Origin of the sequence: Microbacterium capsulatum, assembly GCF_030865425.1 — a bacterium.
In the GTDB taxonomy this organism is placed as follows: Bacteria; Actinomycetota; Actinomycetes; order Actinomycetales; family Microbacteriaceae; genus Microbacterium; species Microbacterium capsulatum.
On sequence record NZ_JAVFCB010000004.1, the window covers coordinates 407,807 to 434,075 of the forward strand.

Below are 26,269 nucleotides of genomic sequence, written 5' to 3' on the forward strand. Positions count from 1 at the left end.
CGCATGAAGATCCTGATCGTGGAGGACGACGAGCGCGTCGCCGGCGCCCTCTCCGCGTTCCTGGGCCGTGCCGGCTACGCCACCGAACGCGCCGCGGACGGCGGCAGCGCCATGGCCGCGCTCGGCACCGACACCGAGGTCGTGATCCTCGACCTCGGTCTGCCCGACATCGACGGCATCGAGCTGTGCCGCCGGATCCGCGCGGTCAGCGGCGTCCCCGTCCTCATCGCGACCGCGCGCAGCCAGGTGCACGAGCGGATCCGCGGGCTGCGCGCCGGCGCCGACGACTTCCTCGTCAAGCCCTACGACGTGCAGGAGCTGCTCGCCCGGATCGAGGCCGTCACCCGGCGCACACTGGCGTTCCCGGGGGAGGCCGGGCCGGTCGGCATCGACATCGACGGGGTGCGGATCGACCTCGTCGCCCGCCGCGTCCTCGTCGACGGCGAGGCGGTCGAGCTCACCCGCAAGGAGTTCGACATCGTCGCCGTGCTCGCCCGCTACCCGGGCGTCGCCGTGCCCCGGGAGCGGCTGATCCGGGAAGTGTGGAACACCGACTGGCAGAGCTTCGCGCGCTCGCTCGAGGTGCATGTCGCCTCGATCCGCCGCAAGATCGGCCGTCCGGCCCTCATCGAGACCGTGCGCGGCGTCGGCTACCGGCTGACCGGGCTCTGAGCCGTGCGCCGCCGGCTGTTCGTCGTCTTCCTCGTGCCGCTGGCCGCGGTGCTGGTGCTGCTCGGCGGCGCGTACGGCTGGGCGGCCTCGAGGAGCGTGCAGCAGGCGTTCTACACGCAGCAGATCGGGGATCTCGGATCCTTCGTCACGAGCGCCCGGCAGGCCCTGCACTCGGGCAGCGCCGAGGTGCTCGACGGCGAGCTGCGCCGCTACCAGGAGCTGTACGGCACCCGGGTCGTGGTCGTGGACCGCACCGGTCGGCCGTGGGCGCCCGCCGCGGGCGCCTCCGCCCCCGCCGCCCTCGTGCTCGACGAGCCGACGGCGGGCAAGGTGCAGCTCGCGCTCTCCGGGCGCCGCGGCGACCTGCCCGAGCCGGTCGTGCTGCCGTGGCAGTTCGCCGAGCAGTCGCTCGTCGAGCCGATCGTCGACGACGGCGACGTGATCGGGGCGGTGGTCATGTCGGCGAGCGTCGACGCCCCCCGCTCCGAGATCGTCCGGCAGTGGATCGCGCTGGGGATCGTGACCGTGCTCGCGATCGCTCTCGGACTGCTCGTCGTGTTCCGGCTCGCCGCCTGGGTGCTCAAGCCGGTGGACCGGGTCGACCAGGCGATGGAGGCGATCGAGCGCGGTGAGATGGAGGCGAGGATCGCCGACGACACCGGGCCGCCGGAGCTGCGCCGGATGATCGGGCTGTTCAACCGGATGGCCGAGGAGATCGAGCGGGTCGTGTCGCGGCAGCAGGAGTTCGCCCTGAACGCCTCGCACGAGCTGCGCAACCCGCTGAACGCGCTCCTGCTGCGCTTCGAGTCGCTCGCGACCGGGCTCGACCGCACCTGGGACGAGGACGTCGAGGCCACCCGCGAGGAGGGCCGCCGGATGACCCGGATCCTGGACACGCTGCTCTCCTTCGCCCGCGGCGAGGGCGGCGGCCCGCTGCTCGAGCCGATCGACCTCGGCGCGCTCGCCGAGCGCCGCGTCGCCGCCTGGCGGGACGCGGCGGCGGCGAAGGGCGTCTCGCTCGCCCTGCACCTCGACGGCCCGGTCGAGGCGGCCACCGACGAGACGATCGCGGAGAGCGCCCTCGACGCCGTGATCGACAACGCCGTGAAGTACTCGCCGGCCGGATCGCGGATCGACGTGACGGCCGCGCGCACGGACGAGGGCTGCACGCTCTCGGTGCGGGACCACGGCCCGGGGCTCGCCGGCGAGGAGCTCGCGCACGCGACCGACCGGCACTGGCGCAGCGCCCGCACGGACAGCGCACCCGGATCCGGTCTCGGGCTCTCGATCGCGACCGACCTGCTCGCCACGGTCGGCGGCCGCGTCCGGGTCGAGGCGGCCGAGGGCGGCGGTCTGCAGGTGCTGCTGCTCCTGCGCGAGGCGGAAGCGCGATGACCGGGCTGCGCAGGCTCCTCACCGCGCTGTTGTGCGCGGTGTGCCTCGTCGCTCTCGCCGCCTGCACGCCGACGGACCGCGGCTGGGCGGAGCACCCGCAGGCGATCGCCGGCGGGGGAGCGACGGGCGTGTACCACGCGTACGGCCAGCGTCTGGCCGCCGTGCTCTCCGAACGGCTCGGCGCCCGGTTCACGGTTCTGCAGACGAACGGATCCGTGGACAACCTGCAGCGGATCGGCGCGGGTGCGGCGGTGCTCGGCTTCGCGCAGGGCGACGCCGTGGCCGACGCCGTGGCCGGCACCGGGGCGTTCTCCCGGCCGTTGCCGATCGTCGCCGTGGCCCGGCTCTACGACGAGTACGTGCACGTCGTCGTGCGTGCGGACTCCCCGCTGCACGGCATCAGGGATCTGGCCGGCCGTGCGATCTCCCTGGGTGCGGAGGGCTCCGGCGTCGAGGTCGTCTCGCAGCGGATCCTCGGCGCCGCCGGGGTGGACGCCGCCACGATCCGCAACCCGAAGCTGGGGCTGGAGGGCTCGATCGCGGCGCTGCAGAAGGGCGACATCGACGGCTTCTTCTGGGTGGGCGGCCTGCCCACCCCCGGCATCGAGAAGCTGGCGACCAGCACACCGGTCCGGCTGCTGCCGATCGACCCCGGCGTGGTCGACGCCGTCAACGCGTCGCACGCGGGCGCGTACCGGCAGGCCGAGTTCCCGGTCGGCGCGTACGGGATCGCGAACTCCACGACGACGATGACCGTGCCGAACTACCTGGTGACCCGCGCGGACGCCCCCGAGGTCCTGATCCACGACGCCGCGCAGACGCTCTTCGACGCCCGTGCGACCATCGCGCAGGACGTGCCCGCGGCGGCGCTGCTGGACCGTCGGCAGGCGATCTTCACGGATCCGATCGCGCTGCACCCGGGCGCGATCCGGTACTACCGGGAGGCGCACGGCTGAATCGGGGGTTCCCGGACTCGCCTCAAGAATCCCTCAAGGACCGGGACGGCGGGCCCGATCGCTGAATAGTCTCGTCGAGTCGCGGCCGGACATCGGCCCAGTCGATTCAACGGAGAGTCAGCATGCTCGATGCCACCCCTGCCACTGCGCCCCTCGGCGGTCCCCTCGTGGTCGTCGACCACGTCCAGAAGCACTACGGCGAGTTCCAGGCCCTCACCGACATCGACCTCACCGTGCACAAGGGCGAGGTGGTCGTGATCATCGGCCCGTCCGGATCCGGCAAGTCGACCCTGTGCCGCACGATCAACCGGCTGGAGACGATCACGTCGGGCTCCATCGCGATCGACGGCGAGAAGCTTCCCGCCGAGGGCAAGGGGCTCGCGCAGCTCCGGGCCGACGTCGGCATGGTGTTCCAGTCGTTCAACCTGTTCGCGCACCTGACGATCCTGGAGAACGTCACGCTCGGTCCGATCAAGGTGCGCGGCATGAAGAAGGCCGACGCCGACAAGGAGGCCATGCAGCTGCTCGAGCGCGTGGGCGTCGCCGCGCAGGCGGCCAAGCTGCCCGCGCAGCTGTCCGGCGGGCAGCAGCAGCGCGTCGCCATCGCACGCGCCCTGGCCATGCACCCCAAGGTGATGCTCTTCGACGAGCCGACCAGCGCGCTCGACCCGGAGATGATCAACGAGGTGCTCGACGTCATGATCGAGCTCGCCGCGAGCGGCATGACCATGATCGTGGTCACCCACGAGATGGGCTTCGCGCGCAAGGCCGCGAACCGCGTCGTGTTCATGGCCGACGGCCGGATCCTCGAGGAGGCCGCGCCCGAGGAGTTCTTCACGAACCCGCAGAGCGCCCGCGCGAAGGACTTCCTGTCCAAGCTGCTCACGCACTGAGCCGCGCGCTCGATCCCCACCCGCACCACAGCACCTGCAATGAAGGAGAAGCACATGCGAAAGACACGAGCACTCGCCGGAGTCGGCCTCGCGGTCGCCGCCCTGCTGGCACTCACCGGCTGCAACAGCGGCAGCCCGACCAGCCCCGGCGGCGGGGAGGGCACGACGCCCACGAGCGACAAGCCCCTGTTCGAGGTCGCCAAGGACGTCAAGCTCACCGGCAGCCCGACGTTCGACCGGATCGCCAAGAACGGCAAGATCACGATCGGCGTCAAGGAGGACCAGCCCGGTCTCGGCTACAAGGACGCCACGACCGGCAAGCGCAGCGGCTTCGACATCGACATCGCGCGCTGGGTCGCCGCCTCGCTCGGCTACGGCGACGACAAGATCGAGTTCAAGGCGATCCCGTCGGCGAACCGCGAGCAGGCGATCGTGAACGGCGACGTGGACTACTACGTCGGCACGTACTCGATCACCGACAAGCGCAAGCAGGTCATCGACTTCGCCGGCCCGTACTTCGTCACCGGCCAGGGCCTCCTCGTCCGCAAGAGCGAGACCGCCATCAAGAGCGAGAAGGACCTCGCCGGCAAGACGGTGTGCTCGGCGACGGGATCCACCCCGCTGCAGAACATCCAGCAGAACTTCCCGAACACGAAGACCGTCGGTCTCGACGTGTACTCCGCGTGCGTCGAGCAGCTGATCAACAAGCAGGTCGACGCGGTCACGACCGATCAGGCGATCCTCATCGGCTATGCCGCGCAGGACCCTGAGGAGCTCAAGGTCGTCGGCCAGCCGTTCACCACGGAGAAGTACGGCGTGGGTCTGACCAAGGGCGACACCGCGCTGCAGACGTTCATCGACAAGATGTTCACCGACGGCGGATCGACCTGGAAGGCGATCTTCGACAAGAACCTCGGCGCGAGCGGCATGAAGCTCACCCAGCCCGCCGTGGAGAAGTGACCCCGTCACGATGATCCGGCACGGCCGGCGGGTGGGGGATCCGCCGGCCGTGCCTCTGTAGAGTCCATCCGTCCTGAAGGAGAAGAACGTGGACGCATTGCTGGGCAACCTCGACCTGTGGGGCGAGGCCACCCTGAACACGGTCGTGCTCTTCCTGGGCGGCGGTGTGCTGGCGCTCGTGCTGGGCACGATCGTCGGGGCCATGCGGGTCTCGTCGGTGCCGATCGCCCGTGGCGTGGGCACCGTGTACGTGAACTTGATCCGGAACACCCCGCTCACCCTGGTCTTCTTCTTCTTCGTGTTCGGGTACCCGAAGCTCGATCTGCCGGACATCCCCACGATCTGGCTGTGCATCGTCGCCCTCGGGATCTACACGGCGACGTATGTCGCCGAGGTGCTCCGGGCCGGGATCAGCACGGTCCCGGTGGGGCAGGCGGAGGCCGCGCGGGCGATCGGGCTGTCGTTCGGCCAGGTGATGACCCTGGTGGTCATGCCGCAGGCGTTCCGCTCGGTCGTGCCTCCGATGATGAGCGTGTTCATCGCCCTGCTGAAGAACACCACGGTCGCCGCCGGATTCGCGATCGCCGAGCTCGCCACGCTGCGCGCCACGGTCGCCGACTCGAAGGACCGGCCCGGCACCGTCATGGAGATCCTGCTCTGGGTCGCCGTCGTGTTCGTCATCCTGGTGTTCCTGCTGAGCCTGCTGCAGCGCCACTACGAGAAGAAGTGGAGGATCGTCCGATGAGCGGCGCATCCGTTCTCTACGACGTGCCCGGTCCGAAGGCGGTGCGCCGCAACGCGATCCTCGGCGTCGTGACCGTCCTGGTCGTGCTCGCGGTCCTCGGCTTCGTGGTCTACCGCTTCGCGGCCACGGGGCAGTTCGACGCGGCGCGATGGAACATCTTCACCTACACCCTGGTGTGGCAGGGGATCGCGCAGGCGCTCTGGGCCACGGTGAGCGCCTTCCTCGCCGCCGCGGTCGGCAGTCTCGCGCTCGGCTTCGTGCTCGCGATCGGCCGGCTCTCGGAGCACGCCTGGGTGCGCGTGCCGGTCACCGTCGTGATCGAGCTGCTGCGCGCCGTGCCGGTGCTCGTGATGATGATGATCTTCTACTACGGCATCAACTCCATCCCGGGGTCGACGTTCCGGATGTCGCCCTACGCCGCCGTCGTCATCGGCCTCGTGCTCTACAACGGATCCGTCCTCGCAGAGGCGCTGCGCGCCGGCATCGAGGCGCTCCCGAAGGGGCAGCGGGAGGCCGGCTACGCGATCGGGCTGCGCAAGTCCGGCGTGATGGCGTTCATCCTGCTGCCGCAGGCGATCCGGGCGATGCTGCCGGTCATCGTCTCCCAGCTCGTGGTGACCCTGAAGGACACCGCGCTCGGCTTCATCATCACCTACCCCGAGCTCATCTACTACGCGAAGTTCCTGAGCTCGCAGCCGGGGCGCCCGCTGCTGCAGGCCGGGCTCATCGTCGCCGTGATCTACATCTCGATGTGCCTGATCCTGTCCGGCGTGGCGAAGTGGCTCGAGGCGCGCACCCGGCGCTCGCCGAAGGTGCACGGCGGCCCTGGCGGCAACGTCGCGGCCGACGACGAGGCGACCCTGACCGAGGTCATCGCGTTGCAGGGCAGGGCGGGGAACCTCGACGCCGGCGGCGGCCCGCGCTGACGCCGGGCGCGCTCGGACGGCCCCGGGCGCGCCGGTAGACTCGACTCTCGTGTCCGACAACGCACAGACTTCCCTTGACATCACGCCCGAGGCGGTGGAATCCGCCGTCGACGCCGCGCTGGCCGCGATCGGATCCGCCGCCGACACCGCCGAGCTGAAGGCCGCCCGCGCCGCGCACGTCGCGGAAGGGTCGCCGCTCGCGATCCTGAACGCGTCCATGCGCCAGGTCGCCCCCGAGCACAAGGCCGCGTTCGGCAAGCTCATCGGGCAGGGCCGCGGCCGCGTCACGCAGGCGCTCGCCGCGAAGGAGGCCGAGCTCGCCGAGGCCGAGACCGCCGCGCGGCTCGAGGCCGAGCGGGTCGACATCACCGCGGTCGCCTCCCGCACCCGGGTGGGCGCCCGCCACCCGCTCTCGCTCCTGCAGGAGCAGGTGTGCGACGTGTTCGTCGGCATGGGCTGGGAGATCGCCGAGGGGCCGGAACTCGAGCACGAGTGGTTCAACTTCGACGCCCTGAACTTCGACGTCGACCACCCGGCGCGCCAGGAGCAGGACACGTTCTACGTGGATCCGGCCGCCCGCCACCTCGTCATGCGCACGCACACCAGCCCGGTGCAGGTGCGCTCGATGCTCGACCGCGAGGTGCCGATCTACGTGCTCTGCCCGGGCCGGGTCTACCGGACCGACGAGTTCGACGCCACGCACCTGCCGGTGTTCACCCAGTTCGAGGGCCTCGTCGTCGACAAGGGCATCACGATGGCGCACCTCAAGGGCACCCTCGACCACTTCGCGAAGCAGCTGTTCGGCCCCGAGGCGAGGACCCGGTTCCGCACGAACTACTTCCCGTTCACGGAGCCGTCCGCCGAGCTCGACCTGTGGCACCCGACCTTCAAGGGCGGCGCGCGCTGGATCGAGTGGGGCGGCTGCGGCATGGTCAACCCGAACGTGCTGCGCGCGGCCGGGATCGACCCGGAGGTCTACAGCGGCTTCGCGTTCGGCATGGGCATCGAGCGCGGGCTGATGTTCCGCAGCGACGTGCAGGACATGCGCGACATGGCCGAGGGCGATGTCCGCTTCAGCGAGCAGTTCGGGATGGTGGTGTGATGCGCGTTCCGCTTTCGTGGCTGCGCGAGTACGTGGACGTGGCCGAGGACGCCACGCCGGACGACGTCTTCGCGTCGCTCGTGTCGGTGGGCTTCGAGGAGGAGGAGCTGCACGGCTTCGACATCACGGGCCCCGTCGTCGTCGGCCAGGTGCTCTCCTTCGAGGACGAGCCGCAGGCCAACGGCAAGACCATCCGCTGGTGCCAGGTCGACGTCGGCGAGGCGAACGGCGGCGTCCGCGGCATCGTCTGCGGCGCGCACAACTTCGCCGTGGGAGACAAGGTCGTGGTGACCCTGCCCGGCGCCGTGCTGCCGGGGCCCTTCCCGATCGCCGCGCGCAAGACCTACGGCCACGTCTCCGACGGCATGATCGCCTCGGCGCGCGAGCTGGGCCTCGGCGACGAGCACAACGGGATCCTGATCCTCGCCGAGCTCGGGGTCGACGCGCCCGTCGGCGCCGACGCGATCGCGCTGCTCGGCCTCGACGACGTCGCCGTCGACATCAACGTCACGCCCGACCGCGGCTACGCCTTCTCGATGCGCGGCGTCGCCCGCGAGTACTCGCACGCCACCGGCGCGGTCTTCCGCGACCCGGCCGAGCGCGACTTCGCCGAACTGCAGCCCGGCACGGGGCGCACCGCCGTCGTCGACGACCGGGCCCCGATCCGCGGCAACGTGGGCGCGACGGAGTTCGTCACCCGCGTCGTGCGCGGCGTGGACCCGTCCCGGCCGACCCCGCCGTGGATGATCGCGCGGCTCTCGCTCGCGGGCATGCGCTCGCTCGGCGTGCTCATCGACATCACGAACTACGTGATGCTCGAGCTCGGCAACCCCGTGCACGGCTACGATCTCGACAAGCTCGACGGCGGCATCGTGATCCGCCGCGCCGCGCAGGGCGAGAAGATGGTGACCCTGGACGGCCAGGAGCGCACCCTGCACGCCGAGGACCTGCTGATCACCGACGGATCCGGCCCGATCGGCCTCGCCGGAGTGATGGGCGGCGGCACGACCGAGATGAGCGGGACCACCCGCAACGTGCTCATCGAGGCCGCGACGTTCGACCCGACCACGATCGCGCGCTCGGCCCGCCGGCACAAGCTGCCGAGCGAGGCGTCCAAGCGCTTCGAGCGCGGCGTGGATCCGCTCATCCCGTTCGTCGCCGCACGCCGCGTCGCCGACCTCATGGTCGAGCTCGCCGGCGGAACCCTGACCGAGGAGGGCGGCGCCCTCTTCAGCGAGGTCCTCATCGCCGGCATCGACCTGCCCGCGGCCTTCGTGCCGGGCCTCATCGGCGTGGACTACACCGAGGACGAGATCGTCGGGGCGCTCGAGATGATCGGCGCCGAGGTCACCGCCGTCGACCCTTCGACAGACTCGGGGACCGGGTGGGTCGTCATCCCGCCGAGCTGGCGCCCCGACCTCACCGACAAGTGGACGCTGGCCGAGGAGGTCGCGCGCATCCACGGCCTCGACCGGATCCCCGCTGCTCTGCCGACCCCGCCGTCCGGCCGCGGTCTCACCGAGCTGCAGCAGGGCCGTCGCCGCGTCGCGAACGCGCTCGCCGCCGCCGGCCTCGTGGAGACCCCGGCGTTCCCGTTCACGACGCAGGAGCAGAACGACCGGCACGGATCCGCCTCCGGCGAGCGGCTGCCCGGCGTGCGGCTGGCGAACCCGCTGGACGGCCAGGCGCCGTACCTGCGCCGCTCGCTCATCCCCGGCCTGCTGCAGACCGCGCACCGCAACATCGCGCGCGGCCTCGTGGATCTGGCGATCTTCGAGACCGGCGTCGTGTTCCTGCCGGCGCCCGGCGTCGTCTACGGCACCGACGAGGTCCCGCCGCTCGGCGTCCGTCCCTCGGACGAGACCCTCGCCGCGCTGAACGCCGCGATCCCGCCGCAGGCCCGCCACGTCGCCGCGCTGTTCACCGGCCACGTCACGCCCCGCCAGCCCGGCCGCGCCGCCGAGGAGTACGGCCTCAGCGAGGCGCTCGACGCCGTGCGCGTGATCGCCGACGCCGCCGGTGTCGCGATCGACGTCGTCCAGGGCAGCCGCGCCGCCCTGCACCCGGGCCGTGCCGGCGTGCTGCAGGTCGCCGGCACCGAGGTCGGCTACGTCGGCGAGCTGCACCCGGCGGTCGCCGCCGACGCGGATCTGCCGGGCCGCGCGGTCGTGCTCGAGCTCGACCTCGACGGCGTGCTGGCCCTGGCCGGCGCCCGCGTCGCCGCCGCCTCGCTGTCGACGTACCCCGCCGCCACGCAGGATGTGTCTCTCGTGCTCGACGTCGCGATCCCCGCCGCCGAGGTGGGCGAGGCGCTCGCTGAGGGCGCCGGATCCCTGCTCGAGGCGGTCCGTCTCGTCGACGACTACCGCGGCGAGGGCGTGCCGGCCGGATCCAAGAGCCTCAGCTTCGCGCTGCGCTTCCGGGCCGACGACCGCACGCTGACCGCCGCCGAGGCCACCGAGGCCAAGCTCGCCGGCGTCGCCGTCGCGACAGAGCGCTTCGGAGCCCAGATCCGCGACTGACGTTCCGAGCAGCACCGGAGACGCCCCGATCCACAGCTCGTGGATCGGGGCGTCTCGCTAGACTGACCGGCAGTGACACGGGGTGCAGCGAAGAGCTGCTGAGATCACACCCGTCGAACCTGATCTAGGTCGTACTAGCGAAGGGATGTCGTGATGAACGCGCGTCTGCAATTGCCGTCCTCCGAGGCCGTGGCGGGATCCGCCGCGGAGCTCCTCACCGTGCTGCGGGCCGCGCCGCCGCTCGTGCAGTGCATCACGAACTCGGTGGTGACCGGCTTCACCGCCAACGTCCTGCTCGCGCTCGGCGCCGCTCCGGCCATGGTCGACATCACGGGCGAGGCGGGCCTGTTCGCCGGGATCTCCTCGGGCCTGCTGGTGAACCTCGGCACGCCCACCCCCGAGCAGCGCGCCGCGAGCCTCGAGGCCGTCGGCGGGGCGAACGCCGCCGGCACGCCGTGGGTGCTGGATCCGGTGGCCGTCGGCGCCCTCCCCGTGCGCACCGGCCTCGCCCGCGACCTGCTGGCGCTGAGCCCCACGGTCATCCGCGGGAACGCCTCGGAGATCCTCGCCCTCGCCGGGCGCACCGCAGGCGGCCGCGGCGTGGACGCGCTGGACGGCACCGAGGCCGCCGCCGACGCGGCGCGCGAGCTCGCCGAGCGCACCGGGGGAGCCGTGGCCGTCTCCGGCCCGGTCGACCTCATCGTCGACGCCGGTACCGCGATCCGCACCGCGAACGGCGACGCCCTGCTCACCCGGGTGACGGGCGGCGGCTGCGCACTCGGCGCGGTCATGGCGGCGTTCCTGGGCGCGGCCCGGCAGACCGGCGACAGCCCGGTCGTCGCGGCGGCCGCGGCCACGCTCGTCTACACGATCGCCGCGGAGGACGCGGCGCAGGGAGCAGCGGGCCCCGGATCCTTCGCGGTCCGGCTGCTGGACGCGCTCTCCGCGATCGAACCGGCCGGCGTCGCCGCCCGGGCCCGCGTCGAGGTCGCCGCGGCGGTGACGGCATGACCCGGCTCGCCGGAGCCGGCCGGCTGAGCCGGGAGGACCTGGCCCTGTACCTCGTCACGGACCGCGCGCTGAGCGGCCCGCGCGGCGTCGCGGCGGTCGTCGACGCCGCCGTGACCGGCGGGGCCCGGATCGTGCAGCTGCGCGACAAGCAGGCCACCGACGCCGAGATCGTCGCGCAGCTCGTCGAGCTCTCCGCGGTGATCGACGGCCGCGCCCTGCTCGTCGTCGACGACCGGCTCGAGGCACTCATCGAAGCGCGCCGGCAGGGCGCCCGCGTGGACGGGATCCACCTCGGCCAGTCCGACGCGTCGGTCAGCGCCGCCCGGTCCCTGCTCGGGCCCGACGCGATCATCGGCCTCACTGCGAACACCCCCGAGCACCTCGACGCCGTGCGCGCCTTGCCCGAGGGCACCGTCGACTATCTCGGAGTGGGGGTCATCCACCCGACCACGACCAAGCCCGACCACCCGGCCCCGCTCGGCGTCGCCGGCTTCGCGGCCTTCGCCGCCGCGAGCCCGCTGCCCTGCGTCGCGATCGGCGGCATCGACCGGGACGACGTCGCCGCGCTCCGTCGTGCGGGCGCGGCGGGCGTGGCCGTGGTCTCGGCGATCTGCGCGGCACCGGATCCGCGGATCGCGGCGCGCAAACTCCTGCGGGCCTGGGGGTCCGCCGGCACGCCCCGCGTGCTCAGCATCGCCGGCAGCGACCCGTCCGGCGGGGCCGGGATCCAGGCGGACCTCAAGTCCATCGCCGCGAACGGCGGCTACGGCATGGCCGCGATCACGGCCCTCACCGCGCAGAACACCCGCGGCGTGAGCGGCGTGCACGTGCCGCCGACCGAGTTCCTGCGCGCCCAGCTCGACGCCCTCGCCGAGGACGTGCGGATCGACGCCGTGAAGATCGGCATGCTCGCCGGCGCCGCCGTGATCGCGGAGGTCGGCTCCTGGCTGCGCGTGCACCGGCCCCCGACCGTCGTGCTGGATCCGGTCATGGTCGCCACCTCCGGCGATCGTCTCCTCGACGCGGACGCCGAGCAGGCGCTGCGTGCGCTGCTGCCGCTCGCCGATCTGCTCACCCCGAACCTGCCCGAGCTCGGCGTGCTCGTCCGCGAGGAGCAGGCGACGAGCTGGACCGCGGCCATCGCCCAGGCGCAGCGGCTCTCCGCCGACAGCGGGGCGCTCGTCCTCGTCAAGGGCGGCCACCTCGGCGGCGACGAGGCGCCCGACGCCCTCGTCGGCCCCGCCGGCGCCCTCCGCGAGTATCCGGGGGAGCGGATCCGGACCCGCAGCACGCACGGCACCGGCTGCTCGCTGTCGTCCGCGCTCGCGGCCCGTCGCGCCGCGGGCCTGGACTGGCTCGAGGCCGTCGCCGAGGTGCGCGGCTGGCTGCGCGAGTCCATCGCCGCCGGCCACGCACTCCAGGTCGGATCGGGGCACGGCCCGGTGAACCACTTCGCGGGGCTCTGGGAGCGCGGAGGGCTGGCCATCCCGCCCACCGCCGAGGGCGTGGCCGCGGACTGGTGGGACGGGATCGCCCCGATCCGCCGCGCGATCGACGAGCTGCCGTTCCTGCGCCGCCTCGCCGACGGATCCCTGCCCGAGCGGTCCTTCCGCTGGTACCTCGCGCAGGACGCCCTGTACCTGCACGACTACTCGCGCACCCTCGCCGAGGCGTCCCGGCTCGCCCCGACCGCGGCCGAGCAGGCGTTCTGGGCGCACTCGGCCGAGCAGTGCGTCGTCGTCGAGCTGCAGCTGCACGAGCACCGGCTGTCCACGGGCGGCGCGGTGGTGCTGCCGGACCAGGCGCCCGCCACGGTGGCCTACCTCGACCACCTGCGCGGGGCGGCCTTCGACGGCGACTACGGCGTGCTCATCGCCGCGCTGCTGCCGTGCTTCTGGATCTACACCGACGTCGGCACCCGGCTGCATGCGGAGGCGGGCGGCGACCCCGCGCACCCGTTCGCGACGTGGATCGACGAGTACGCGGATCCGGCCTTCGCGGCGGCCACGCAGGAGGCGATCGGATTCGTGTCCGCGTTCGCGGCCGCGGCGGATCCGGTCACCCGGCACCGCATGCGCGTCGCGTTCGAGCGCTCCTCCGAGCACGAGCGGGCGTTCTTCGCCGCCGCCGACCTGAGCGACTAGGTCGCCGCGCATGATGTGACGCCCTCGATTTGGTCGAGGGCGTCACATCGCGCTATCGTCGCGGCATGCTTCCGGCCCTGCAGACGACCGCCCTCACGGGTGCCGCTGCGCTGCGCCGACGCCGCACGGGCGACCGCCGACTCTAGGCGACCCCGCGCTCCCGCGACGCTCCGCGGTCGAGTGCCGGTGTCGCCGCCCCGGCCCGACCCCTGACCCCTGCCGACCGCGCGCATCCTCGCGTCTTCTGAGCGTCGTCGACAGGCCCGACCGTTAAGGTGGAAGCATGACGTACACCGTCGCCGTCTCCGGCGCATCCGGTTATGCGGGCGGCGAGATCCTTCGCCTGCTCGCGAACCATCCCGACATCGAGATCCGCACCGTCACGGCGCACTCGAACGCCGGGCAGATGCTCTCCGAGCACCAGCCGCACCTGCGCTCCCTCGCGCACCTCACCCTGCAGGACACGACGCCCGAGATCCTCGCCGGGCACGACATCGTGTTCCTCGCGCTGCCGCACGGGCAGTCCGGCCAGTACACCGACGCGCTCGGAGACGTGCCCCTCGTGATCGACGCGGGCGCCGACCACCGTCTCACCTCGCAGGACGCGTGGGACGCGTTCTACGGCGGCGCGTTCCACGAGCCGTGGAGCTACGGCGTGCCCGAGCTGCTCGTCGGAGGCGTGAAGCAGCGCGAGCACCTCCGCGGCGCCACCCGGATCGCGGCCCCCGGCTGCAACGCGTCCACGGTGAGCCTGAGCCTCGCCCCGGGCGTCGCGGCCGGCGTGATCGACCCGTCCGACATCGTCACCGTGCTCGCGGTGGGCCCCTCGGGCGCCGGCAAGAGCCTCAAGCCGCACCTGCTCGGCAGCGAGATCCTCGGATCCGCGAACCCGTACGCGGTGGGCGGCACGCACCGGCACATCCCGGAGATCCGCCAGGCCCTCGCCGCCACGGGCGCGGCCAAGGCCGAGGACATCCGGATCTCCTTCACCCCGGTCATCGTGCCGATGGCGCGGGGGATCCTGGCCACCTCGACCGCCCCGATCGCGCCCGGCGCGACCGACGCGCAGATCCGCGAGGCGTGGGAGAGCGCGTACGGCGACGAGACCTTCGTGCAGCTGCTGCCGGAGGGATCCGTCCCGCGCACCGCCGACGTGCTCGGCGCCAACACCGCTCTGATCGGCCTCGCGGTCGATCGCGCCGCGAACCGCGTCGTGGTCGTCACCGCGGTCGACAACCTCGTCAAGGGCACCGCCGGCGCCGCCATCCAGTCCATGAACATCGCGCTCGGTCTCGAGGAGACCACGGCGCTCTCGACGAACGGAGTCGCACCATGATGGAGGAGACGCTGTGAGCGTGACCGCACCCCAGGGGTTCGAGGCGGCCGGAGTCGCCGCCGGCCTCAAGTCCACCGGCAAGGCCGACGTCGCTGTGGTCGTGAACCGCGGCCCGCGCAAGGTCGGCACCGCGGTGTTCACGAGCAACCGCGCCAAGGCGAACCCGATCATCTGGTCGCAGCAGGTCGTCGCCGACCGCACCGTCGAGGCCGTCGTGCTGAACTCGGGCGGGGCGAACTGCTTCACCGGGGCGTTCGGCTTCCAGACCAGCCACCTCACCGCCGAGAAGGCCGCCGAGCTGCTCGGCGTGAGCGCGGGCGACGTCGTCGTCTGCTCGACGGGCCTGATCGGATCCGGCGACGAGGTGTTCCGCGGCAAGGTCCTCGCGGGCGTCGAGGCGGGGATCGCCGAGCTCAGCGCGGAGGGCGGCCAGGCCGCGGCCGAGGCCATCATGACCACCGACACGGTCGCCAAGACCGTCGTCGTGCGCCGCGACGGCTGGACCATCGGCGGCATGGCCAAGGGCGCGGGCATGCTCGCGCCGGGCCTGGCCACGATGCTCGTCGTGCTGACCACCGACGCCGACCTCGACGCGGTCGACGCCGACGCGGCCCTGCGCCGCGCGACCGGGGTCACGTTCGACCGGCTCGACTCGGACGGCTGCATGTCGACGAACGACCAGGTGACGCTCCTCGCCAACGGCGCCAGCGGGATCCGTCCCGACCTCGACGAGTTCGCCGCGGCGCTCACCGAGGCCGCGGACGACCTCGCGAAGAAGCTGCAGGGCGACGCCGAGGGGGCGAGCCACGACATCACGATCGTCGTGCAGGGTGCGGCGAGCGAGCAGGACGCCGTCGAGGTGGGCCGCTCGGTCGCCCGGAACAACCTGTTCAAGGCCGCGATCTTCGGAAACGATCCGAACTGGGGCAGGGTGCTCGCCGCGATCGGGACCACCCGCGCCGCGTTCGACCCGTACGACACCGACGTGTTCATGAACGGGGTACGGGTGTGCACGGCCGGCGGCCCGGATCGCCCCCGCGAGGAGGTGGATCTCACCCCGCGCGCGACCGAGCTCGTCATCGACCTCAAGCACGGCGATGCGACGGCGACGATCCGCACGAACGACCTCACCCACGACTACGTGCACGAGAACAGCGCGTACTCCTCATGAGCGACCTGCAGGAGACCGGCCCCGAAGAGGCCGCCTTCAAGGCCCAGACCCTCATCGAATCGCTGCCGTGGCTGAAGAAGTTCCGGGACCAGATCGTCGTCGTCAAGTACGGCGGCAACGCGATGGTCAGCGACGAGCTGCAGGAGGCGTTCGCGCAGGACATCGCGTACCTCCGCTACGTCGGCGTGCAGCCGGTCGTCGTGCACGGCGGCGGCCCGCAGATCTCGCACATGCTCGACCGCCTCGCGATCCCGAGCGAGTTCAAGGGCGGCTACCGGGTCACCTCGACCGAGGCGATCAGCGTCGTACGGATGGTCCTCACCGGCCACATCAACCCGCAGCTCGTCGGCAGGATCAACAGCCACGGCCCGATCGCGACCGGGCTCAGCGGTGAGGACGCCGGCCTGTTCGGCGGACGCCGCCGCGGCGTCGTCGTGGACGGCGAGGAGGTGGATCTCGGCCGCGTCGGCGACGTCGTGGAGGTCGATCCGACTCCGGTGCTCGACCACCTCGCGGCCGGGCGGATCCCCGTCGTCTCCAGCATCGCGCCCGACCTCGACCACCCGGGCCAGTCGCTCAATGTGAACGCGGACGCCGCCGCCGCCGCGCTCGCGACCGCGCTCGGCGCCGTCAAGCTCGTGGTCCTCACGGACGTACCGGGCCTGTACGCGGACTGGCCGAACCGGGATTCGCTCGTCTCGCACCTCACCACGACCGAGCTGAAGCGGCTGCTGCCGTCGCTCGAGTCGGGGATGATCCCGAAGATGACCGCGTGCCTCGACGCCGTCGAGGGCGGCGTGCACGCGGCGGCCATCATCGACGGACGGGTGCCGCACTCGGTGCTCGTCGAACTTTTCACCAGCAAGGGAATCGGAACGGAGGTGGTGGCGGGATGAACTCGCAGGCCACTGATTCATGGCGGCAGAGCGCTGACCGCGACCTGATCTTGAATGCGGGACCGCGGTTCGAGCTGCTCGTCCGCGGCGAGGGATCGCACCTGTGGGACGGCGAGGGGCGACGCTACCTCGACTTCCTCGCGGGGATCGCGGTGACCGCGCTCGGCCACTCGCACCCGGTGTTCGTGGAGGCGGTGTCCCGCCAGGCGGGCACCCTCGCGCACGTGTCGAACTACTTCGCGACGCCGCCGCAGCTCGAGCTGGCCGCGCGCCTGAAGCGCCTCGCCGGCGCGGGCGAGGACGGCCGGGTGTTCTTCGGCAACTCCGGCACCGAGGCCAACGAGGCCGCGTTCAAGCTGGCCCGCCTGCACGGCGGGGCCGAGCGTCCGCGGATCCTGTCCCTGGAGAACGCGTTCCACGGCCGCACGATCGGCGCCCTCGCGCTCACCGCGAAGGCGTCCATGCGCGAACCGTTCGAGCCGATGCCCGGCGGCGTGGAGCACATCCCCGCCACGATCGAGGCGCTCGAGGCCGCGATGGACGACCGCGTCGCCGCGCTGTTCGTCGAGCCGATCCAGGGCGAGGCCGGCGTGCTCGAGCTGCCCGAGGGGTATCTGAAGGTCGCCCGCGAGCTCACCACGAAGCACGGCGCGCTGCTCATCGTCGACGAGATCCAGACCGGCGCCGGCCGCACCGGCGACTGGTTCGGCTACCAGCACGAGGGCATCCTGCCCGACGCGATCACCCTCGCGAAGGGGATCGGCGGAGGCTTCCCGATCGGCGCGCTCGTCGCCTTCGGCCCGGCAGCGGCGCTGCTGCAGCCCGGCTCGCACGGCTCGACCTTCGGCGGCAACCCGCTCGCGACCGCGGTCAGCAACGCCGTGCTCGAGGAGATCGAGCAGGCCGGGCTCGTGCGGAACGCGCGCGAGCGCGGCGTGCAGGTGCGCGAGGCGATCGAGGGGATCGGATCCCCGCTCGTCACCGGCGTGCGCGGACGCGGCCTGCTCATCGGCGTGGCACTGGCAGCTCCCGTCGCATCGCTCGTGGTGTCCGCCGCGCAGCGCCTCGGGCTCATCGTGAACGCGGCCAATGCGTCCTCGGTGCGCATCGCCCCGGCGCTCACGATCGGCGACGCCGAGATCGCCGAGTTCACCGACCTGTTCGCGGCCGCCCTCGCCGAGGTCGCCGCCACCGCTCTCACGGAGACGAACGCATGACCCGCCACCTGCTGCGCGACGACGACCTGACCACGGCCGAGCAGACCGAGATCCTCGACCTCGCGCTCGAGCTGAAGAAGGACCGCTGGGCGAACAAGACCCTCGCCGGCCCGCAGACGGTCGCGGTGATCTTCGACAAGTCGTCCACCCGTACGCGCGTCTCGTTCGCGGTGGGCATCGCCGACCTGGGCGGATCCCCGCTGATCATCTCGACTGCGAACAGCCAGCTCGGCGGCAAGGAGACCCCCTCCGACACCGCGCGGGTGCTCGAGCGCCAGGTCGCCGCGATCGTGTGGCGCACCTACGCCCAGCAGGGGCTGGAGGAGATGGCGAAGGGCACGAGGGTCCCCGTGATCAACGCGCTCTCCGACGACTTCCACCCCTGCCAGCTGCTCGCCGACCTGCTCACGATCCGCGAGCACAAGGGGGACCTGCACGGCCTCACCCTGTCGTTCTTCGGCGACGGCCGCAGCAACATGGCGCACTCGTACGTGCTCGCCGGCGTCACCGCGGGCATGCACGTGCGGGTCGCCGCGCCCGCGGCCTACGCGCCGCGGGAGGACGTCGTGGCCGATGCGCATCGCCGGGCGGCCGAGACGGGCGGATCGCTGACGCTGCTCACCGATCCCGACGAGGCGGCGGCCGGCGCCGACGTCATCGTGACGGACACCTGGGTGTCGATGGGCAAGGAGGAGGAGAAGATGGAGCGGATCCGCGACCTCGGCGCCTTCAAGGTCACCACGGAGATGATGCGGCTCGCCGATCCCGAGGCGATCTTCATCCACTGCCTGCCCGCGGACCGCGGTTACGAGGTCGACTCCGAGGTCATCGACGGCCCGCAGAGCGTCGTTTGGGACGAGGCGGAGAACCGCCTGCACGCGCAGAAGGCGCTGCTCGTCTGGCTGCTCGGCAAGCAGGACGCCGCATGACCGCCGCACACGGCACGAACGCCGGGGCGCTCTGGGGCGGCCGGTTCGCCGGCGGACCCAGCCCGGAGCTCGCCGAGCTCAGCCGCTCGACGCACTTCGACTGGATCCTCGCGCCGTACGACATCGCAGGATCCCACGCGCACGCCACGGCCCTCGAGTCGGCCGGTTACCTGGAGCCGGACGAAGCGGCGCGCATGCACGCGGGGCTCGACGTCCTGGCTCGCCGCATCGCGGACGGCACGCTGCTGCCGCAGCCGGCGGACGAGGACGTGCACGGCGCGCTCGAGGCCGCGCTGATCGCCGAGGTCGGCCCGGAGCTCGGCGGGCGTCTGCGCGCCGGCCGGAGCCGCAACGATCAGATCGCCACGCTCGTGCGGATGTACCTGATCGACCACGCGCGGATCATCGCCCGCGACCTGCTCGGCCTCATCGACGCGCTCGTCGCGCAGGCCCAGGCGCACGGGGGAGCGATCCTGCCGGGGCGCACCCACCTGCAGCACGCCCAGCCGGTGCTGCTCGCGCACCACCTGCAGGCGCACGCCTGGCCGCTCGTGCGCGACCTGGAGCGTCTCGTCGACTGGCGCGCCCGCGCCGGCGTCTCGCCGTACGGCGGGGGAGCGCTGGCCGGATCCACCCTGGGCCTGGACCCGGCGCTCGTCGCCCGCGAGCTCGGGCTCGACCGTCCCGCGGAGAACTCCCTCGACGGCACGGCCTCGCGCGACGTGGTCGCCGAGTTCGCGTTCATCACCGCGATGATCGGCGTCGACCTCTCCCGGATCTCCGAGGAGATCATCCTCTGGAACACCCGCGAGTTCGGCTTCGTCACCCTCGACGACGGCTACTCCACAGGCTCGAGCATCATGCCGCAGAAGAAGAACCCGGACATCGCCGAGCTCGCGCGCGGCAAGTCGGGGCGGCTCATCGGCAACCTGTCCGGGCTCATGGCCACGCTCAAGGGGCTGCCCCTCGCGTACAACCGCGACCTGCAGGAGGACAAGGAGCCGGTCTTCGACTCGGTCCGCACCCTCGAGGTCGTCCTCCCGGCCTTCACCGGCATGGTCGCGACGCTGCGCTTCGACACGGACCGGATGGCGGAGCTCGCCCCGCAGGGCTTCTCGCTCGCGACCGACGTCGCCGAGTGGCTGGTGAAGAACCGGGTGCCGTTCCGCGAGGCGCACGAGATCTCCGGCGCCCTCGTGCGTGCGTGCGAGCAGCGCGGCATCGGACTCGAGGACGCGGACGACGCGATTCTCGCCGAGGTGTCCGCGCACCTGACTCCCGCGGTGCGCGGGGTGCTCACGATCGAGGGATCCGTCGCGAGCCGTGACGGCGTCGGCGGAACAGCCCCCGCGCGGGTCGCCGAGCAGCGCGCGGAGCTCGTCGCCCGCAGCCAGTCCGCGGCGCACGCGCTCGGGCTCTGACCGCCCGCATCCCTGTCGAAACCCCCTCCCGGCCCCGTCCGCGAGGGGGTTTCGGCGTTCACCAGGGGTTTCCGTCGGGGGAGCCGGCACGGCGGAGCGGGCGACACGCCCGGGGTGGTGTCTGGATTTGCTGGTTGTGGGGGTGTCGCGTAACTTATTACTTGTTCGCCCCAAGCGGTAGAGCGAAGGGCCGGAAGGCCTGACTCCCCAAGTGGCGAACAACCACCCTCCTTCTTCGGTCTGGTTTCCTTGTGTTTCCGGGTTCTGGTTGGTTTCCTTGCTGTCGGTTCTTCCGGTGGTGGGGGTCGGACGCGTGCGTTCGAGTGGGTGGCCGTCCGTCGGGGTCGTTGATTTGACAGTTCGGCTGGGAGGGCTAAGCTAGAGAAGTTGCCTCGGAAACGAGGAAACGGATCTGGTTCCGGTCTTCACGGCGTGTCGATTTGACAGGCCGGGCGGGACGGATAAGATAGAGAAGTTGCCCCAAAGGGCCTCACCGGGTAGGTGGGGGGTTGGGAGCATCCGATCCTTGAGAACTCAACAGCGTGCACTTGTCAAATGCCAATTTATTCCTCGTCCAGTCTTCGGGCTGGTAGAGAAATTCCTTTGGATCAAAGACCAGCCCTTCCGGGGGCTGGCATTGGATGAAGTCAGTTGATTTTGTCTCTTTGGTCAGCATCAAACTCGCTGCGTTCCGGTTTTTCCCCGGTTCGTATGCATTTTTTCTTTACGGAGAGTTTGATCCTGGCTCAGGATGAACGCTGGCGGCGTGCTTAACACATGCAAGTCGAACGATGAAGGGGTGCTTGCACCTTGGATTAGTGGCGAACGGGTGAGTAACACGTGAGCAACCTGCCCCTCACTCTGGGATAAGCGCTGGAAACGGCGTCTAATACTGGATACGAGCAACGGCCGCATGGCCAGTTGCTGGAAAGATTTTTTGGTGGGGGATGGGCTCGCGGCCTATCAGCTTGTTGGTGAGGTAATGGCTCACCAAGGCGTCGACGGGTAGCCGGCCTGAGAGGGTGACCGGCCACACTGGGACTGAGACACGGCCCAGACTCCTACGGGAGGCAGCAGTGGGGAATATTGCACAATGGGCGGAAGCCTGATGCAGCAACGCCGCGTGAGGGATGACGGCCTTCGGGTTGTAAACCTCTTTTAGCAGGGAAGAAGCGAGAGTGACGGTACCTGCAGAAAAAGCGCCGGCTAACTACGTGCCAGCAGCCGCGGTAATACGTAGGGCGCAAGCGTTATCCGGAATTATTGGGCGTAAAGAGCTCGTAGGCGGTCTGTCGCGTCTGCTGTGAAATCCCGAGGCTCAACCTCGGGCCTGCAGTGGGTACGGGCAGACTAGAGTGCGGTAGGGGAGATTGGAATTCCTGGTGTAGCGGTGGAATGCGCAGATATCAGGAGGAACACCGATGGCGAAGGCAGATCTCTGGGCCGTAACTGACGCTGAGGAGCGAAAGGGTGGGGAGCAAACAGGCTTAGATACCCTGGTAGTCCACCCCGTAAACGTTGGGAACTAGTTGTGGGGTCCTTTCCACGGATTCCGTGACGCAGCTAACGCATTAAGTTCCCCGCCTGGGGAGTACGGCCGCAAGGCTAAAACTCAAAGGAATTGACGGGGACCCGCACAAGCGGCGGAGCATGCGGATTAATTCGATGCAACGCGAAGAACCTTACCAAGGCTTGACATACACGAGAACGGGCCAGAAATGGTCAACTCTTTGGACACTCGTGAACAGGTGGTGCATGGTTGTCGTCAGCTCGTGTCGTGAGATGTTGGGTTAAGTCCCGCAACGAGCGCAACCCTCGTTCTATGTTGCCAGCACGTAATGGTGGGAACTCATGGGATACTGCCGGGGTCAACTCGGAGGAAGGTGGGGATGACGTCAAATCATCATGCCCCTTATGTCTTGGGCTTCACGCATGCTACAATGGCCGGTACAAAGGGCTGCAATACCGTGAGGTGGAGCGAATCCCAAAAAGCCGGTCCCAGTTCGGATTGTAGTCTGCAACTCGACTACATGAAGTCGGAGTCGCTAGTAATCGCAGATCAGCAACGCTGCGGTGAATACGTTCCCGGGTCTTGTACACACCGCCCGTCAAGTCATGAAAGTCGGTAACACCTGAAGCCGGTGGCCTAACCCTTGTGGAGGGAGCCGTCGAAGGTGGGATCGGTAATTAGGACTAAGTCGTAACAAGGTAGCCGTACCGGAAGGTGCGGCTGGATCACCTCCTTTCTAAGGAGCATCTGACACCTCCGGGTGTCCAGAACCCAGATCGAAGACGAATGTTCTTCGCTGGGAGCTCATGGGTGGAACATTTGACATGGCATCAGAGCCAATGGTTTCTGCTAGTACGCACTTCGGTGTGGGAACGCGGGGGCCGGCGGGGCTGGTGCCTGCACGCTGTTGGGTCCTGAGGGACCGGATGTGGGAACACATGCGGTGCTTCTGGCCTTGTCGCTGCCAACGGGTGTTGGTGGGGATCGAGGACCGCCCGTACTTTGAGAACTACACAGTGGACGCGAGCATCTTCGAGACGATTTCGGTCGTCTCGGTTAGATGATCTTAAAGATCATTAGTCAATTTCGAGTCGGACTTCGGTCCGGCTTTCGATTCTTGATGAACTCATGTGATTTCAAGTCTTTAAGAGCAAACGGTGGATGCCTTGGCATCTGGAGCCGAAGAAGGACGTAGCAATCTGCGATAAGCCTCGGGGAACTGATAAGCGAGTTTTGATCCGAGGGTGTCCGAATGGGGAAACCCCGCTGGGCGGCGTGCCGACCCAGTGACTCCCGCCTGAATATATAGGGCGGGTAGAGGGAACGTGGGGAAGTGAAACATCTCAGTACCCACAGGAAGAGAAAACAACATGTGATTCCGTGAGTAGTGGCGAGCGAAAGCGGATGAGGCTAAACCGGGTGTGTGTGATAGCCGGCAGGCGTTGCATGCCCGGGGTTGTGGGACTTTTCTGATCATTCTGCCGAGTGGTCGACGTGACAAGGTGGTATAGGCGAACCGCATTGAAAGGCGGGTCATAGAGGGTGCCAACCCCGTAGCCGAAATGCCATGTCTTGGCGTGAAGAGTATCCCAAGTAGCACGGGGCCCGAGAAATCCCGTGTGAATCTGTCAGGACCACCTGATAAGCCTAAATACTCCCAGATGACCGATAGCGGACAAGTACCGTGAGGGAAAGGTGAAAAGTACCCCGGGAGGGGAGTGAAATAGTACCTGAAACCGTTTGCTTACAAACCGTTGGAGCCTCCCTAGCAGGGGTGACAGCGTGCCTTTTGAAGAATGAGCCTGCGAGTTAGCGATACGTGGCGAGGTTAACCCGTGTGGGGTAGCCGTAGCGAAAGCGAGTCTGAATAGGGCGATTCAGTCGCGTGTCCTAGACCCGAAGCGAAGTGATCTATCCATGGCCAGGCTGAAGCGACGGTAAGACGTCGTGGAGGGCCGAACCCACTTAGGTTGAAAACTGAGGGGATGAGCTGTGGATAGGGGTGAAAGGCCAATCAAACTTCGTGATAGCTGGTTCTCTCCGAAATGCATTTAGGTGCAGCGTTGCGTGTTTCTTGCCGGAGGTAGAGCTACTGGATGGCCGATGGGCCCTACAAGGTTACTGACGTCAGCCAAACTCCGAATGCCGGTAAGTGAGAGCGCAGCAGTGAGACTGTGGGGGATAAGCTTCATAGTCGAGAGGGAAACAACCCAGACCACCAACTAAGGTCCCTAAGCGCGTGCTAAGTGGGAAAGGATGTGGAGTTGCTGTGACAACCAGGAGGTTGGCTTAGAAGCAGCCACCCTTGAAAGAGTGCGTAATAGCTCACTGGTCAAGTGATTCCGCGCCGACAATGTAACGGGGCTCAAGCACGCCACCGAAGTTGTGGCATTGACATTTATGGTAGGCCTTCGTGGTCCAGCCGTGTTGATGGGTAGGAGAGCGTCGTGTGGCGAGTGAAGCGGCGGAGTGATCCAGCCGTGGACGCTACACGAGTGAGAATGCAGGCATGAGTAGCGAAAGACGTGTGAGAAACACGTCCTCCGGAAGACCAAGGGTTCCAGGGTCAAGCTAATCTTCCCTGGGTAAGTCGGGACCTAAGGCGAGGCCGACAGGCGTAGTCGATGGACAACGGGTTGATATTCCCGTACCGGCGAAGAACCGCCCCAGTCAATCCAGTGATGCTAAACGTCCGAACCAGTCCATCGGACCCTTCGGGGTTCACCGGGCTGGGGAGCACGTGACCCTATGCTGGTGCGGCTAGCGTATTAACAGGTGTGACGCAGGAAGGTAGCCCAAGCCAGGCGATGGTTGTCCTGGTGCAAGTGCGTAGGCCGAACCGTAGGCAAATCCGCGGTTCACACAGGCTGAGACACGATGCGGATAAAAAGTGGGTGATCCTATGCTGCCGAGAAAAGCATCGACGCGAGGTTCAAGCCGCCCGTACCCCAAACCGACTCAGGTGGTCAGGTAGAGAATACCAAGGAGATCGAGAGAATCGTGGTTAAGGAACTCGGCAAAATGCCCCCGTAACTTCGGGAGAAGGGGGGCCACCCGCTTATACGGACTTGCTCCGAAAAGGGCGTGGTGGCCGCAGAGACTAGTGGGTAGCGACTGTTTACTAAAAACACAGGTCCGTGCCAAGTCGCAAGACGATGTATACGGACTGACGCCTGCCCGGTGCTGGAAGGTTAAGAGGACCGGTTAGCCGCAAGGCGAAGCTGAGAATTTAAGCCCCAGTAAACGGCGGTGGTAACTATAACCATCCTAAGGTAGCGAAATTCCTTGTCGGGTAAGTTCCGACCTGCACGAATGGCGTAACGACTTCCCAACTGTCTCAACCGCGAACTCGGCGAAATTGCATTACGAGTAAAGATGCTCGTTACGCGCAGCAGGACGGAAAGACCCCGTGACCTTTACTACAGCTTGGTATTGGTGTTCGGTGTGGCTTGTGTAGGATAGGTGGGAGACTGTGAAGCGGTGACGCCAGTTACCGTGGAGTCATTGTTGAAATACCACTCTGGTCACTCTGGATATCTAACTTCGAACCGTGATCCGGTTCAGGGACAGTGCCTGGTGGGTAGTTTAACTGGGGCGGTTGCCTCCCAAAATGTAACGGAGGCGCCCAAAGGTTCCCTCAACCTGGTTGGCAATCAGGTGTCGAGTGTAAGTGCACAAGGGAGCTTGACTGTGAGACTGACAGGTCGAGCAGGGACGAAAGTCGGGACTAGTGATCCGGCAGTGGCTTGTGGAAGCGCTGTCGCTCAACGGATAAAAGGTACCTCGGGGATAACAGGCTGATCTTGCCCAAGAGTCCATATCGACGGCATGGTTTGGCACCTCGATGTCGGCTCGTCGCATCCTGGGGCTGGAGTAGGTCCCAAGGGTTGGGCTGTTCGCCCATTAAAGCGGTACGCGAGCTGGGTTTAGAACGTCGTGAGACAGTTCGGTCCCTATCCGCTGCGCGCGTAGGAAGTTTGAGAGGATCTGACCCTAGTACGAGAGGACCGGGTTGGACGAACCTCTGGTGTGCCAGTTGTCCTGCCAAGGGCACCGCTGGTTAGCTACGTTCGGGATGGATAACCGCTGAAAGCATCTAAGCGGGAAGCCGGCCTCAAGATGAGACTTCCATACCTTCGGGTGAGAGGCTCCCAGCCAGACTACTGGGTTGATAGGCCAGATGTGGAAGCACGGCAACGTGTGCAGCTGACTGGTACTAATAAGCCGATGACTTGATAACACACCATTCCTGGTGCTTGCGTCCACTTTGTGGTTCTCGACGTACGGTCGACAACCACGACAACACAATCGTTTTGTCTTGTCGTTACACGTCAATAGTGTTTCGGCGGCCATAGCGTGAGGGAAACGCCCGGTCACATTCCGAACCCGGAAGCTAAGCCTCACAGCGCCGATGGTACTGCAGGGGGGACCCTGTGGGAGAGTAGGACACCGCCGGACTTCTT

Annotated in this window: 17 protein-coding genes, 3 rRNA genes and 1 riboswitch; all 20 genes read left to right on the top strand. The window is 68.6% G+C overall.

The genetic code is table 11. The features are described from left to right. Window positions 1-3 precede the first annotated feature (3 nt). The 20 genes from RBR11_RS09435 to rrf all read left to right on the top strand — a co-directional run bounded on the left by RBR11_RS09435 (window position 4) and on the right by rrf (window position 26,264). A complete protein-coding gene (locus tag RBR11_RS09435) occupies window positions 4-672 on the top strand; it encodes a response regulator transcription factor (protein WP_308489070.1) in 669 nt (222 codons plus the stop codon). Window positions 673-675: 3 nt separating this feature from the next. Beyond that, on the top strand, window positions 676-2,067 hold the full coding sequence (locus RBR11_RS09440; RefSeq protein WP_308489071.1) for a sensor histidine kinase: 1,392 nt from the start codon (window positions 676-678) through the stop codon (window positions 2,065-2,067). Further along, complete coding sequence (locus RBR11_RS09445; protein WP_308489072.1) at window positions 2,064-3,023, top strand: TAXI family TRAP transporter solute-binding subunit; 960 nt, start codon at window positions 2,064-2,066, stop codon at window positions 3,021-3,023. Before RBR11_RS09440 ends, RBR11_RS09445 begins: the two co-directional genes overlap by 4 nt. Window positions 3,024-3,145: 122 nt before the next feature. Beyond that, window positions 3,146-3,916 carry an amino acid ABC transporter ATP-binding protein gene (locus RBR11_RS09450; RefSeq protein ID WP_308489073.1) on the top strand — a complete coding sequence of 257 codons (771 nt, stop codon included), beginning with the start codon at window positions 3,146-3,148 and terminating at the stop codon, window positions 3,914-3,916. Between the two features lie 54 nt (window positions 3,917-3,970). Then, the gene (locus RBR11_RS09455; protein WP_308489074.1) at window positions 3,971-4,876 is read left to right on the top strand and encodes a glutamate ABC transporter substrate-binding protein; all 906 of its coding nucleotides are present in this window, start codon (window positions 3,971-3,973) and stop codon (window positions 4,874-4,876) included. An 88-nt stretch (window positions 4,877-4,964) separates the two neighbouring features. Further along, window positions 4,965-5,621, top strand: a complete 657-nt coding sequence (locus RBR11_RS09460; protein ID WP_308489075.1) for an amino acid ABC transporter permease — start codon at window positions 4,965-4,967, stop codon at window positions 5,619-5,621. Then, a complete protein-coding gene (locus RBR11_RS09465) occupies window positions 5,618-6,547 on the top strand; it encodes an amino acid ABC transporter permease (RefSeq protein WP_308489076.1) in 930 nt (309 codons plus the stop codon). The genes RBR11_RS09460 and RBR11_RS09465 overlap by 4 nt, the downstream gene beginning before the upstream one ends. A 49-nt stretch (window positions 6,548-6,596) precedes the next feature. Then, on the top strand, window positions 6,597-7,649 hold the full coding sequence (pheS, locus tag RBR11_RS09470) for a phenylalanine--tRNA ligase subunit alpha (RefSeq protein WP_308489077.1): 1,053 nt from the start codon (window positions 6,597-6,599) through the stop codon (window positions 7,647-7,649). After that, a complete protein-coding gene (gene pheT / locus RBR11_RS09475; RefSeq protein WP_308489078.1) occupies window positions 7,649-10,171 on the top strand; it encodes a phenylalanine--tRNA ligase subunit beta in 2,523 nt (840 codons plus the stop codon). The genes pheS and pheT overlap by 1 nt, the downstream gene beginning before the upstream one ends. Window positions 10,172-10,239: 68 nt before the next feature. Continuing rightward, a riboswitch (TPP riboswitch) is annotated at window positions 10,240-10,334 on the top strand. Beyond that, entirely contained in the window at window positions 10,325-11,182 is an 858-nt protein-coding gene (thiM, locus tag RBR11_RS09480) for a hydroxyethylthiazole kinase (protein WP_308489079.1), read from the top strand. Its footprint overlaps the riboswitch before it by 10 nt. Continuing rightward, window positions 11,179-13,326 (top strand): bifunctional hydroxymethylpyrimidine kinase/phosphomethylpyrimidine kinase, encoded by a 2,148-nt coding sequence (locus tag RBR11_RS09485; RefSeq protein ID WP_308489080.1) that lies wholly within the window; start codon window positions 11,179-11,181, stop codon window positions 13,324-13,326. The genes thiM and RBR11_RS09485 overlap by 4 nt, the downstream gene beginning before the upstream one ends. A 283-nt stretch (window positions 13,327-13,609) precedes the next feature. Beyond that, window positions 13,610-14,662 (top strand): N-acetyl-gamma-glutamyl-phosphate reductase, encoded by a 1,053-nt coding sequence (gene argC, locus RBR11_RS09490; protein WP_308489081.1) that lies wholly within the window; start codon window positions 13,610-13,612, stop codon window positions 14,660-14,662. A gap of 13 nt (window positions 14,663-14,675) precedes the next feature. Continuing rightward, window positions 14,676-15,833 carry a bifunctional glutamate N-acetyltransferase/amino-acid acetyltransferase ArgJ gene (gene argJ / locus RBR11_RS09495; protein WP_308489082.1) on the top strand — a complete coding sequence of 386 codons (1,158 nt, stop codon included), beginning with the start codon at window positions 14,676-14,678 and terminating at the stop codon, window positions 15,831-15,833. After that, on the top strand, window positions 15,830-16,729 hold the full coding sequence (gene argB, locus RBR11_RS09500) for an acetylglutamate kinase (RefSeq protein ID WP_308489083.1): 900 nt from the start codon (window positions 15,830-15,832) through the stop codon (window positions 16,727-16,729). Before argJ ends, argB begins: the two co-directional genes overlap by 4 nt. Further along, window positions 16,726-17,946 carry an acetylornithine transaminase gene (locus RBR11_RS09505; protein WP_308489084.1) on the top strand — a complete coding sequence of 407 codons (1,221 nt, stop codon included), beginning with the start codon at window positions 16,726-16,728 and terminating at the stop codon, window positions 17,944-17,946. Before argB ends, RBR11_RS09505 begins: the two co-directional genes overlap by 4 nt. Beyond that, window positions 17,943-18,875, top strand: coding sequence for an ornithine carbamoyltransferase (argF, locus tag RBR11_RS09510; protein ID WP_308489085.1), 933 nt, complete (start codon window positions 17,943-17,945; stop codon window positions 18,873-18,875). The genes RBR11_RS09505 and argF overlap by 4 nt, the downstream gene beginning before the upstream one ends. Beyond that, a complete protein-coding gene (gene argH, locus RBR11_RS09515; protein ID WP_308489086.1) occupies window positions 18,872-20,296 on the top strand; it encodes an argininosuccinate lyase in 1,425 nt (474 codons plus the stop codon). Before argF ends, argH begins: the two co-directional genes overlap by 4 nt. Window positions 20,297-21,019: 723 nt before the next feature. Further along, a 16S ribosomal RNA gene (locus RBR11_RS09520) occupies window positions 21,020-22,542 on the top strand. Window positions 22,543-22,940: 398 nt separating this feature from the next. Beyond that, a 23S ribosomal RNA gene (locus tag RBR11_RS09525) occupies window positions 22,941-26,046 on the top strand. 101 nt (window positions 26,047-26,147) lie between these two features. Further along, window positions 26,148-26,264: ribosomal RNA gene (gene rrf, locus RBR11_RS09530) — 5S ribosomal RNA — on the top strand. Together the 16S, 23S and 5S rRNA genes form the textbook arrangement of a ribosomal RNA operon. Window positions 26,265-26,269: the final 5 nt, after the last annotated feature.

Excerpts from the sequence above, each read along its gene's own strand:
- RBR11_RS09445 (WP_308489072.1), top strand. The coding sequence starts at position 2,064 with ATGACCGGGCTGCGCAGGCTCCTCACCGCGCTGTTGTGCGCGGTGTGC.
- RBR11_RS09435 (WP_308489070.1), top strand. The coding sequence starts at position 4 with ATGAAGATCCTGATCGTGGAGGACGACGAGCGCGTCGCCGGCGCCCTC.
- RBR11_RS09485 (WP_308489080.1), top strand. The coding sequence starts at position 11,179 with ATGACCCGGCTCGCCGGAGCCGGCCGGCTGAGCCGGGAGGACCTGGCC.
- RBR11_RS09450 (WP_308489073.1), top strand. The coding sequence starts at position 3,146 with ATGCTCGATGCCACCCCTGCCACTGCGCCCCTCGGCGGTCCCCTCGTG.
- pheT (WP_308489078.1), top strand. The coding sequence starts at position 7,649 with ATGCGCGTTCCGCTTTCGTGGCTGCGCGAGTACGTGGACGTGGCCGAG.
- RBR11_RS09455 (WP_308489074.1), top strand. The coding sequence starts at position 3,971 with ATGCGAAAGACACGAGCACTCGCCGGAGTCGGCCTCGCGGTCGCCGCC.
- argF (WP_308489085.1), top strand. The coding sequence starts at position 17,943 with ATGACCCGCCACCTGCTGCGCGACGACGACCTGACCACGGCCGAGCAG.
- argB (WP_308489083.1), top strand. The coding sequence starts at position 15,830 with ATGAGCGACCTGCAGGAGACCGGCCCCGAAGAGGCCGCCTTCAAGGCC.
- RBR11_RS09505 (WP_308489084.1), top strand. The coding sequence starts at position 16,726 with ATGAACTCGCAGGCCACTGATTCATGGCGGCAGAGCGCTGACCGCGAC.
- argC (WP_308489081.1), top strand. The coding sequence starts at position 13,610 with ATGACGTACACCGTCGCCGTCTCCGGCGCATCCGGTTATGCGGGCGGC.
- thiM (WP_308489079.1), top strand. The coding sequence starts at position 10,325 with ATGAACGCGCGTCTGCAATTGCCGTCCTCCGAGGCCGTGGCGGGATCC.
- argH (WP_308489086.1), top strand. The coding sequence starts at position 18,872 with ATGACCGCCGCACACGGCACGAACGCCGGGGCGCTCTGGGGCGGCCGG.
- RBR11_RS09465 (WP_308489076.1), top strand. The coding sequence starts at position 5,618 with ATGAGCGGCGCATCCGTTCTCTACGACGTGCCCGGTCCGAAGGCGGTG.